Annotated in this window: 11 protein-coding genes and 1 pseudogene; 7 read left to right on the forward strand and 5 right to left on the reverse strand. The window is 39.2% G+C overall.

The window, feature by feature from the left end:
* Window positions 1-22 precede the first annotated feature (22 nt).
* Window positions 23-1,024, reverse strand: coding sequence for an HAAS signaling domain-containing protein (locus BK139_RS10945; protein ID WP_076258528.1), 1,002 nt, complete (start codon window positions 1,022-1,024; stop codon window positions 23-25).
* A complete protein-coding gene (locus BK139_RS10950) occupies window positions 1,011-1,358 on the reverse strand; it encodes a PadR family transcriptional regulator (RefSeq protein WP_019382190.1) in 348 nt (115 codons plus the stop codon). The genes BK139_RS10945 and BK139_RS10950 overlap by 14 nt, the downstream gene beginning before the upstream one ends.
* A gap of 249 nt (window positions 1,359-1,607) precedes the next feature.
* Here BK139_RS10950 and BK139_RS10955 point away from each other — a divergent pair, with 249 nt between their 5' ends.
* Window positions 1,608-1,931 carry a hypothetical protein gene (locus BK139_RS10955; RefSeq protein WP_076258531.1) on the forward strand — a complete coding sequence of 108 codons (324 nt, stop codon included), beginning with the start codon at window positions 1,608-1,610 and terminating at the stop codon, window positions 1,929-1,931.
* Window positions 1,932-2,050: 119 nt separating this feature from the next.
* Here BK139_RS10955 and BK139_RS10960 read toward each other — a convergent pair whose 3' ends face one another.
* On the reverse strand, window positions 2,051-2,674 hold the full coding sequence (locus tag BK139_RS10960) for a LysE family translocator (protein ID WP_076258534.1): 624 nt from the start codon (window positions 2,672-2,674) through the stop codon (window positions 2,051-2,053).
* Window positions 2,675-2,787: 113 nt separating this feature from the next.
* Here BK139_RS10960 and BK139_RS10965 point away from each other — a divergent pair, with 113 nt between their 5' ends.
* On the forward strand, window positions 2,788-3,333 hold the full coding sequence (locus tag BK139_RS10965) for a helix-turn-helix domain-containing protein (protein WP_076258536.1): 546 nt from the start codon (window positions 2,788-2,790) through the stop codon (window positions 3,331-3,333).
* 212 nt (window positions 3,334-3,545) lie between these two features.
* On the opposite strand, the gene BK139_RS10970 is transcribed toward BK139_RS10965, so the two are convergent.
* The gene (locus tag BK139_RS10970; protein WP_076258538.1) at window positions 3,546-4,523 is read right to left on the reverse strand and encodes an NAD(P)-dependent alcohol dehydrogenase; all 978 of its coding nucleotides are present in this window, start codon (window positions 4,521-4,523) and stop codon (window positions 3,546-3,548) included.
* Window positions 4,524-4,793: 270 nt separating this feature from the next.
* Here BK139_RS10970 and BK139_RS10975 point away from each other — a divergent pair, with 270 nt between their 5' ends.
* The gene (locus tag BK139_RS10975) at window positions 4,794-5,120 is read left to right on the forward strand and encodes an ArsR/SmtB family transcription factor (RefSeq protein WP_076258540.1); all 327 of its coding nucleotides are present in this window, start codon (window positions 4,794-4,796) and stop codon (window positions 5,118-5,120) included.
* Window positions 5,121-5,195: 75 nt separating this feature from the next.
* On the forward strand, window positions 5,196-5,711 hold the full coding sequence (locus BK139_RS10980) for an SRPBCC family protein (protein WP_076258543.1): 516 nt from the start codon (window positions 5,196-5,198) through the stop codon (window positions 5,709-5,711).
* Window positions 5,712-6,182: 471 nt separating this feature from the next.
* Here the strand turns inward: BK139_RS10980 and BK139_RS10985 are convergent.
* Window positions 6,183-6,729 (reverse strand): annotated as a pseudogene (locus tag BK139_RS10985) (transposase); the annotation flags it as partial.
* Window positions 6,730-7,129: 400 nt separating this feature from the next.
* On the opposite strand from BK139_RS10985, the gene BK139_RS10990 reads away from it, so the two are divergent.
* The 3 genes from BK139_RS10990 (at window position 7,130) to BK139_RS11000 (ending at window position 10,734) form a co-directional block, all read left to right on the forward strand.
* Window positions 7,130-8,650, forward strand: coding sequence for a class I adenylate-forming enzyme family protein (locus BK139_RS10990; protein WP_076258545.1), 1,521 nt, complete (start codon window positions 7,130-7,132; stop codon window positions 8,648-8,650).
* Window positions 8,651-8,721: 71 nt separating this feature from the next.
* The gene (locus tag BK139_RS10995; protein WP_076258547.1) at window positions 8,722-9,471 is read left to right on the forward strand and encodes a response regulator transcription factor; all 750 of its coding nucleotides are present in this window, start codon (window positions 8,722-8,724) and stop codon (window positions 9,469-9,471) included.
* A 150-nt stretch (window positions 9,472-9,621) separates the two neighbouring features.
* Window positions 9,622-10,734, forward strand: a complete 1,113-nt coding sequence (locus BK139_RS11000; RefSeq protein WP_076258549.1) for an XdhC family protein — start codon at window positions 9,622-9,624, stop codon at window positions 10,732-10,734.
* Window positions 10,735-10,738 lie beyond the last annotated feature (4 nt).

Raw genomic sequence — 10,738 nt, forward strand, 5'->3', positions numbered from 1 at the left:
CAATCAGTGTGTCTGTTCTTGTTTAAGCGGTGATTCTTGATTTGCGGAATCCATCATAAATACTGATTCCTGCATAAATGATGAAAATAATGATGATGCTGCTGAGCAGCCAGCTCTTCAATTGGGCAGCTGATATTGCAAATAAATCTGTCATGTATGCAATAAATTCTGCCTGGAGCAAATTCGGGTTCAGCAGGATGAAGATGAACACGATGGTGGCAAGCAGTTCAAGGATGGTATTGAAGATCGCCATTCTTTTCGTCCATTGGCCAATGATGAGTTTGTAGAGAGCGAGGCCCGCTTCAATTGCAATGATGACCACAACGATTGGCCAATATCCGAGCAGGACATCCTGGTTGACCGCGGGAATCTTAAATTCCAGTCCTTCACCTCCGCCTCTATAGACACCCATCAGCCGGTCGGCATAAAAGTAAAGGGTTGCCCAAATGGCAGTCCACATTAAGCTTCCGAACACCTCAAACTTGGAAATGGCTTTTTTCTTCGGAATATACGTAATGCTTTTCAAATCGTCTGGAGTCCACGGTTTTAAGCTGGGTGATAAAGGATGCTGCTCTTTTCCTTTATCCATCCTCTCAATAACGGCGAATACAATCGTCAGCCAGAAAAACACCTGCACAGCCACTTCAATGAGTCTCCAAATTCCGTAGCCCATTAATTCGAGTATGGCATTGATGATGGTTTCATCACGGTTAAAATTAAAAATAAACTCCGCAGCAAGTGAAATCAATGAAATCGCTGCGGCAATCGGCAGGATCATTTTTAAAAGGGATACATATACATCAAAATAACGCGGCCCGATCAGATGCATCGGCTGATCCCGGTATCCTGCCGCCAGGGCTGCGGGACTGCCCAATTTGCTGAGCACATCCTTAACATCTTCCTCATTGTAATCATCCGGAAGCATATCCCCGATTGTTGAATGCAGCTCGAGTGCGATATCCGCACGGCTCTTTTCAGGCAGCCTCCGGGTCACTTCCTGTATATAAACCTCAATTAAATTCATCTTCCTCATCCCCCTTTAACAGCCCGAAAAGCTGTTTGGAATTCTTAATCCATTCTTCTCTCAGTTGCAGAAATGTCTCCAGACCCAGTTCGCTTAAAACATAATACTTGCGCGGCCGGCTCTCCGTATGATCCCAGCTGCTTGTGACAAGCTCTTGTTTTTCCAGACGCCGCAGCAATGGATATAATGTGCTCTGATCAATATTGATGCCGGAGTCCTCCAATAACTGAACCAGTGAATATCCGTATTGCGGTGTCCGAAGCTGGCTCAGCACTGCCAGCGTCAATGTTCCTCTGCGCAGTTCGGTTGTTAACGAATTCAGCAGCGTGCTCATTCACTCACCTCACTTAATATACTATATGTCATACACTATATGGTTTATACTATGTATCATACAGTATGAATGTGATAATAATCAACTGCTTATTGTACATTTTTTGGCACTGTTTTGATAAGCAAATGTTCAGGACTACCACTTCCTTTTGTAATCCAGGTGGGCTATGTACTCATTTTTTAAACATCGGAACAATGGTCTGTCCAAATGAATTTTCAGAAATATGATAGTTATTAAGGAGGTGATTGTATGTTTAGTTTAGGAAAATGCTGGTGGTGTGAACTGCTGCCTTCAGCATGTGAGGGATGTGCCTGCAGTATTTTAAGGAATGCGAGAGAAGGGCAGAGGTTTTTGATTTTGCTGAAAGGTACTGCGGAATTTTTAGCTTTAGGTCCTGGTCAAAGCCCTCAGCCCACTGAGTATTCTTTTGTCCGGTTTAAAGAAGGGACGTGCTGCGCAATCTTTACCTTCTCCCAGCCGCCGGAAGCGGCGGCACAAGTTCCGGCAGAAAGAGAATTTATCATTGATTGCCGAAGCATTGCTGCTCTTTCTCCATTGACAACTCCTTGCTAAATTGAAGAGTAAATTGTGATCATCAGGTTACCCTGTAATCTGCATGTGGTCCACGTTTCTATTCGCTGGGGTGCATCAGCGTAAAAAAAACATTGGGCTATCCAATGTTTTTTTGCAATTTAATGCTGTTTATCCAGCGCTAATTTTAATCCAAAACCAATTAACACAACACCTGTTGCTTTTTCCATAACCCTTTGAACCTTTGGGGACATAAGCCATTCCCGCATGTAATTGATGAAGTAGACGTATAAGAAAAACCAGAATATGCTCAGCAATGTGTATATAATCCCCATGATGATCAGCTGCTGCTGTGCGTTTTCGCCTGCCTTCACAAATTGCGGCAGAAAGGTTAAGAAGAACATCGCAACTTTGGGATTAAGCACGTTTGAAAGGAGTCCTTGTTTAAAGGCAGACTTTTTCATGTCTGATTTTACTTCAGTTTCTAAATCAGCATTCTTCTTCTTTTTCATGCTGATGAATGAAGATAGCCCCAGGTAAATCAAATAAACCGCCCCGGCAAATTTAATGACTTCAAATGCAGCAGCGGACTGCATTAAAATGGCTGATAGGCCAAAAGCAGCCGCAAAGGTATGCACCAAAGAACCTGCTGTAATGCCCAGCCCCATTTTATAGCCATCTGTCCTTCCGTCTGAAATCGTCCTTTTTGTTATAAGGGCAGTATCAATTCCGGGACTCATGACCACAAACAAAGAAAGAATTAAAAACGTAAAGAAATCATTCATTTTTTTCACTCCTTACCCTTGTGGTAAAATTGAATTAACAAATGTTAAATATAATTTAACACATGTTGTTCCTGTTTTGTTCAAATAATTTAAAAAATTCAAGGAGCGGTTCCATGGAAAATATAGATATTGGCAAAAAAGTGGAGAAATTCAGAAAAGAGAAGGGTTATAGCAGCAGAGAATTAGCCAAAATAGCTGACATTACACCTTCCATGTTAAGTCAGATTGAACGGGGATTAGCCAATCCTTCGATTCAGACACTGAAGGTCCTAGCCAAGGCTCTTGATGTACCCACCTTTAGTTTTTTACTCGAAGAGACGAATACAGAGGATTTAGTCGTACGATACAATGAACGAAAAAAAATGGTTGTTGAAAACATCTCCTATGAATTATTATCCCATGAATTTACCGGGTCACTGGCAGCTGCGATCATGTATATCCAGCCGGATACCTCCTCTTCGGAGAAACTTCTGGAGCACAAAGGGGAAGAGGCTGCTTATATATTGCAAGGGAAAATCAAACTGTATCTGGATGAATCCGAATACATATTAGAAGCAGGTGACAGTGTCAGAATACCAGCTTATATGAAGCATAAGTGGGAAAATATATTTGAAGAAAAAGCTGCGATTCTGTTCTCTGTGACTCCGCCAGCCTTTTAAAATGGATACACATTTTAAAACAGGAAATGGTTGAACCTTATGTAAGACAGCATTAGAATAAACTTACTTCACTGACCAGGCAATAGGGTACAAGAACCTTTTAAGCTGCTTTCAGAATGTTCATAGCCTCACAATTTTTTATAAGGGGGAGAAGAGGGTAAAGGGATTCTTCTTCTCCCTTGCACTGAACACACAATGAATCTTAACCGCTATTAATCTTCTGTAATCGTAATGATCACTTTTCCTTGAGCATGACCTTCTTCAAAATATCTGAAAGCTTTGTCCACTTCACTTAATTTAAATGATCGATCAATGACCGGCTTTACTTTTCCGGCTTCAATAAGTTCGCTCATGTAAATTAGGTCTTCCTGATTTTGCCTCTGCAGCATGCTGCTCATTTTCTTATTCCCTGTGAATGAAATCCACGGCCCCATGACCATCGCCTGTGTGAATTGTGCTCCTGAACCTCCGGAAAGTACATAAGTTCCATTTGATTTTAAAGCCCGCTTATAAGCTGAAATGGGCTGATATCCGTTAACAGCCAGAATCAAGTCATACTTCTCTGTCCTTTTGGCGAAATCCTCCTTTTTATAATCGATGGCATGATCTGCTCCAAGAGTACGCAAAATGTCTAAGTTTCTTGTACTGCATATACCGGTAACCTCAGCACCGAATGATTTGGCGATTTGTACGGCGAAAGTTCCCACACCCCCTGACGCCCCATAAATCAAGACCCTCTGTCCTGCTTGAATGTTTCCTTTGTTCCTTAAGGCCTGCAGTGCTGTGACTCCCGCCATAGGAACTGCGGCTGCCTCCTTGTAAGTAAGATTCGCTGGTTTTATGGCCAGGGCCTTTTCAGGGACAGATACATATTCAGCAAAACCGCCCCAGCCGCAGCCTGAAAGGTCTCCGTACACATTATCGCCTGGCTGAAACTGTGTCACGCCTTTGCCGACTGCTTCCACCTGACCAGCGATGTCACCTCCTGGTACCGTGTGTCTTGGTTTGAGAAGACCGTAGGCAAAGCGTGCCAGGTATGGTTTTCCTTTTAAAAGAACAAGATTCCCATAATTCACAGATGCTGCGTGAACCTTGACGAGTACCTCTTGATCCCTGGGCACTGGTTTATCTAAATCTGTCAATCTAAGATTATCTGGCGTACCGTATTTTTGATATACGATTGCTTTCAGACAAATCGTTCCTAATTTTCCAGGTAACGCATAAGTTTAAAAGTATATCTTTTAATTCTATTCCGGGAAATATAATCCTTCTTTTGCTGAAGAAGAAGGACTATAAGGGTTAATAAAGTCCGTTTTTTAAAATATTTAAAATATTCCTTTGCAGGAATATTCCTGACAGTGTATATTATAATCATGGAAAGTTAAAATTAAGGAATCGGGGGTGGGAGCTACAATAGAAATGGAAAAAGTCAACAAAATCACGCTGGGAGATGATACAACATGAACGGGCAAATTTTCAGTGCACTGGCTGAGCCCAACCGCCTGGATATCATTGACCTGCTGCTGGAGGGAGCACTTCCGGTGGGGGATATTGCCAAAAAGCTTGATTTAAACCAGCCTCAAACCTCAAAACATCTTCGCGTTCTTTGTGACGCTGGTCTTGTGGAAGTTCAACCGATCGCCAACCGCAGGATTTATAAAATCAGGCATGAACCGTTTCAGGAACTGGATAGGTGGCTTGATTCCTATCGCCGATTATGGGAAGGCAGGATGGATAGGCTGGATGATTACCTTAACGTATTGCAGGGCAAAAAACCTTTGAATTGATGAATAAACCCAGGTAAGGTCTGTCTCTAGAGTTGCGACGGTTTTTCAAATACAGCTTCTAATGGAGGAGTAATAATGTCAAATAATGCAATGCTTTCAAGAGTTGAAGATGAACGGGTGCTGGTATTGGAACGCGTATTCGATGCACCGCGCGAGCTTGTCTATAGAATGTTTAAAGAGCCCGAACACCTGAAACACTGGTGGGGCCCGAGAGGCTGGGAGCTCCCGGTTTGCAGCGTAGACTTCAGACCTGGTGGAGTATGGCATTATTGCATGAAGTGTGTCGACCGGAATCAGGGCCAATTCTATGGCATGGAATCCTGGGGCAAGGGGATATACAAGGAGATTAGCGAGCCGGAGAGGATCAGCTATACTGACTATTTTTCCGATGCTGAAGGGACTATTAATGAGGATATGCCCTCTACTGAAGTGACTCTGGAATTTGTGGATGTGGACGGAAAAACAAAATTAATTAACCGTGGAGAATATGTATCCGCAGAGGCGCTCCAGTCCGTAATGGAAATGGGTATGCTGCAGGGTATTACAGATACTTGGAATCGTCTGGAAGAACATTTGAACGAGATCAAATAACGAAATTGAACATACAGAAGGCAAGATTGGCTGCAAATTTATAAATTAAAAATGGCGTTGATCCTAGAAGGATTAACGCTTATTTTTGAATTACGCTTGTAGGTGCAACCGATAATCAAAGTTCCCTTTTGATGTGGATTTTTTTATTCACTAAAGGGTGAGTAAAAAAATCGTCTTGACTATTTATGAGGGAGGAACAATTGGCAATTCGAGATTGAGTCTTGATGAAGTCAATATATGATCTATTTGGAAACTAAAGACAAGGGCTTGTTTAGAATTATTTTTTATAACCTTTAGGTGTTGAAAACGATAAAGAATAGCGCGCAATGCAGCACGCTATTTATCTAAGATCAGATTTGATTTGGCATCGTTTCTATTTATGAAGCGTCCTCTAGATATAAATACTTCTTCTCGAAAACTGAAGTATACGCCATCTGCATTGATAATTATATATTTTTGGTAGGTTTTGTACTATTTTCTTTTATTTTGGTTCCAAGCTATATCTAGGAAAGTCGTTTTGTTTTTAAAAGGGCAAATATCCAGTGTAAGAGCTTATTTACACAAGCAATAACAGCTACTTTAAAAGGTTTTCCTTCTTCACTTTTTTTATCATAGAACTCTCGTAATTTCTTATTTCGAGGAATAATCTCATCGCTTGTTTTGCTCTTACGACAGTCACGAATCGCACAACGAACAGCAATATATTAGGCGTGACAAAGCCTGCTAGATTTTCTTTTCGTGATTCGGTTTTGGGTGGCTGTAAACTTACTCTATTTCTCCAATTTCTGAAATGATCGTTGCAGAGATCTTTTCTCAGATACCTGAGATAGATTTGATAATATTATATTCTTGAACTTCTTTTGCGAGGGCATCTATCTCTGACTCTAACTTGGATAGGTGCTCTTTGTATTGAAGAATGATGGTTATATACATACCATGACTCAATAATATGACGCTGATACAAAGTCTTTTCAAACGGATTTCGGTTTGCGGCAGCTTTGAGTTGAATAGCTTTTTCATAATTACCTGATTCTACTCCTAAAAGTTGTCGCACGTACCTTTTAATAATCGTGAAATATCCGTATAGAATACGGTATATCAAAAAATATAATTAAGTTAACATTTCTTATAACTTTTGCCTGCCCAGTGATGACTATGAACACCCTCGATAATCCGTCTTTTCGTACTAACCTATTGATTTAAATATTTATCTCTGTCTTCATTAGTTCTTCTTATAGAATATTCAATTTGTAAATAGTGTCACTAAATCTATTAATAGATATAAGTTGTGGAAGTATTGTTTAGATAATATTTGCTTCTTTATAACTCGTGTATATTTCTATATTGCTTTGTCAGAAGGGTTTCCCCAGATTTTAGCGAATTTTTATGTAGTTAAGCACTTTAAAGGAGGAATCTCTTTGGATCTTCGAACAGTATTTGAATATTCTATTGAAAGACATCCTCAAAAGGTTGCCATTATAGACGGGGATAGAAGGTATACATACCGGCAGCTGGGTTTAGAGGTTAACAGTGTAGCCTCTTCCTTACATAGACTCGGTGTTAATAAAAATGACCGAATAGCTGTGCTTTTGAAAAACCGTTTTGAAACAGTGGTTATATTCTGGGCCATTCAAAAACTTGGTGCTATATTTGCAGGAATAAATGTTAGACAATCCCAAGAAATCGTTCATTATTGTTTAAGTGATTTAGAGTCGAAATTTGTTATCTACGATGTTTCGACTGAGTATTTAATTAACAAAAAAAGGTTCATGGAAAGGCCAGTATTTATAAATATTGATGGAAATGGCGGGGATATTAATTATGAGGAACTAAAAAAACAAGAATCTTACGACTTTAATCCCAATCAAATCAATGAAAATGATTTAGCCGTCATCTTATATACTTCTGGTACAACAGGTAATCCAAAGGGTGTTCCACGTTCACATCAAAATGAATATGCAGCTGCTTTTGCCCATATCTTCCAATGTCATTATGAGTGGCATGATTCCACATTAGGGGTAGTACCCCTGTATCACACAATGGGATTGCGCTCCCTGCTTAGTATGGTGCTGTTAAATGGTACCTTCATCATTCTTCGGGATTTCGACTCTTATGAGGCTATTCAATTAATAGAACAAGAAAACATAAATAGTCTATATCTGCTCCCTAATATGTATCATGATATGGCAACATTGCCTGAAGCGAATAAATCGAATTTTAATGAATTGCGTACTATTGTGTATGCAGGAGCTCCTATGACAAGCAAATTAATTGGCTTATGTATGGAAGTTTTCCGTCCCAAGTATTTTATTAACCACTATGGCAGTACAGAAATTTACACCTATTCCTATTGTGATCATATCTCGGAAAAGCCTGGATGTGTTGGGAAGCCAGGCATCCATCAAAATTTAAGGATTATAGAACCTGATATCAGCCGTTCCAAGACACCTGCTGACACCGTTAAGGATGGAGAAATAGGTGAAATTATTGTTCATATCGGCTCCCCTGAATCGTTTAAAGGGTATTGGAATAAACCGGATCATACGAAAAGAAGTGTGATTCAAAATTGGTTTTATACAGGGGATTTAGGATACAAAGATGAAGATGGAGATATGTTTGTGATAGGACGCCTAGATGAAATGATTCTTCAAGCTGGAGATAATATATATCCTATAGAGGTCGAATCTGTACTATTAGAACATGAGAAGGTTCAGGAAGCTGTTGTGGTTGGGGAAGATGATGAACGCTGGGGACAAGTGGTGGTTGCATATATCGTTCCAAGTGATCCATCTTTGACCGTTAATGAATTGGATTTGTTTTGCAAAAGACACCCTAAATTATCAAACTATAAACGGCCAAGAAAATATATCTTTCAAGCATCTTTTCCAAAAACGGCTGTAGGAAAAATAATGCGTAAAAAAATTAAATCAAGTTATTAAAGATAGATGGGACTTTCAAATTTTTATCATAAAAGCAATATTTTAAACATGAAATAGGCAGGAGGCTTGAAATGCCCAATATGCTAATTGTAGATGATGAATACGAAAGCCGTTATGTCCTTCGTGAGTTTATAACTTCCAGTGAATATCATTATTTTTCTGTACATGAAGCAGAAACATATGAAAAAGGACTGTTAATGCTTAAACAGCTAAAGCCTTCCATCCTTATAGTTGAGATCTCCTTGCCGGGCAACAATGGTTTCGAACTGGGAAAAGAAGCAAAGCGGTGGGATCCGGAAATTTCTGTAATAATCTATACTCAGCTAAAAATATTTGAATATGTCCAAAGTGCTATTAATCTAGGGTTTTCAGCATTTTTGCTAAAACCGGTGTCAAGAAGTGAAATCAAACAGGCTTTTGAGCGAATAATTGTCCATAGTCTATCGACGGAGACAAACCGTTTTACAGGAAAGCGGGAAGATACCCCAAATGTCGATCTTGCCCATCCAATTGAATCATCTATTCAATATATTCAGAGTCATTTTAAAAACCCTATTACACTAAATCAGGTTGCGGATTCAGTCTATTTAAGCCCTTCCCATTTTAGCCGTTTATTCAAGGAAGAAATGGGTGTAACCTTTATCGAGTATTTAACTGCATATAGAATAGAGCAATCGAAGTCATTGCTCAAAATGACCTCTTTACCTATTGAGGTAATCGCCCATCAAATAGGCTTTACTAGTTCTGGGTATTTTGCAACGACCTTTAAAAAAAGCGAACGCTGTACACCATCTGAATATAGAAGTCTTTTTATAAATTAAATAAAGGATAATTAATATAAGGATAAGTCCCATTTCGGGATTTATCCTTTTTTAATAATATTTTAAAAGATCATTTGCAAATATATTAAAACCTCAAAATTACGAATGTTCATATAATTCAATTAACACATTCAAAGGAGCGAAGGAGCTTTGATTATAAATGAACTTAAGAGATGCATTCGAAATAATGAAAAAGCAATCCTAGCAACTATCATTGATAAAAAGGGTTCTTCCTATCGCCAAGTTGGGGCAAAAAGCCTCATTTTCTCAGATGGAACTGCTTATGGTGTACTTAGCGGTGGGTGCATTGAGCAAGACTTGCTTGAACATGCAAGGGATGTATTTGAGACAGGTGAACCAAAACAGATTATTTATGACCTAAGAAATGATCATAATGTGCCATGGGGGTTAGGTGTTGGGTGCAATGGCGTCATAACAGTTTTGCTTTCGCTTATAGATCCTGTAAATAATAGAGAATCAGCTGTAAAGCAATTCAAAGTATTAAAAAAGCAATCTCTAAGTAAGGAACCATATCCAGTCTGTACAGTCATTAAATCAAGTAATCATAATGCGCTTCTTCCAGGAACTATTCTAGAAAATATTGAGTTGCCCTTATTTAAGATTATGTCAAGCGGGATTCAAGAAAATTATTCAATTGAGGTGGATGGAAAAAAGGAAACCGTAACTTTATTTTTGGAAACGATTACACCGATGCCTCATATCATCATTTTCGGAGCAGGACCAGATGCATCATCGTTAATAGATCAATTAAAGTTTTTACATTGGAGAGTAACAATAGTGGATCATCGTCCAGGATATTTAAATAAGGATAACTTTCCTTACGCAGATGAATTGAACTTAGTGCCGCAGGGAGAGTTTCCGGAAGATTTAAATGCGAGTGAAAATTCTTATGCAATCATCATGACTCACCATTATGAACAAGACCTTGTTTATTTGAAGGGATTGCTCAAGCAGAATCTTTGCTATATAGGCCTATTGGGTCCGAAGAGAAGGTTCAATAATCTTAAAAAGGATCTTCAAGCACAAGGGTTCATGATACCTGCAAAAGCTGTTGAAAAAATATATTCACCTATAGGTCTTGATATAGGCTCTGAGACACCTGAGGAAATAGCACTGAGTATCGCAGCAGAAATTATGGCCCACAAAAATAAAACGAGCAGCCAATCGCTTAAATGGAAAAAGGATTCAATTCATTCTCCAAATCCCGCTTCATATGAAAGATTAAAAGAATTGGTTCAATAGTTGA

It is taken from the genome of Paenibacillus sp. FSL R5-0490 (assembly GCF_001956215.1).
GTDB lineage: Bacteria > Bacillota > Bacilli > Bacillales > Cytobacillaceae > Cytobacillus.

Bases quoted from the DNA above. Each gene is read 5' to 3' on its own strand.
- BK139_RS10945 (WP_076258528.1), bottom strand. From the start codon at position 1,024: ATGAATTTAATTGAGGTTTATATACAGGAAGTGACCCGGAGGCTGCCT.
- BK139_RS10950 (WP_019382190.1), bottom strand. From the start codon at position 1,358: ATGAGCACGCTGCTGAATTCGTTAACAACCGAACTGCGCAGAGGAACA.
- BK139_RS10955 (WP_076258531.1), top strand. From the start codon at position 1,608: ATGTTTAGTTTAGGAAAATGCTGGTGGTGTGAACTGCTGCCTTCAGCA.
- BK139_RS10960 (WP_076258534.1), bottom strand. From the start codon at position 2,674: ATGAATGATTTCTTTACGTTTTTAATTCTTTCTTTGTTTGTGGTCATG.
- BK139_RS10965 (WP_076258536.1), top strand. From the start codon at position 2,788: ATGGAAAATATAGATATTGGCAAAAAAGTGGAGAAATTCAGAAAAGAG.
- BK139_RS10975 (WP_076258540.1), top strand. From the start codon at position 4,794: ATGAACGGGCAAATTTTCAGTGCACTGGCTGAGCCCAACCGCCTGGAT.
- BK139_RS10980 (WP_076258543.1), top strand. From the start codon at position 5,196: ATGTCAAATAATGCAATGCTTTCAAGAGTTGAAGATGAACGGGTGCTG.
- BK139_RS10995 (WP_076258547.1), top strand. From the start codon at position 8,722: ATGCCCAATATGCTAATTGTAGATGATGAATACGAAAGCCGTTATGTC.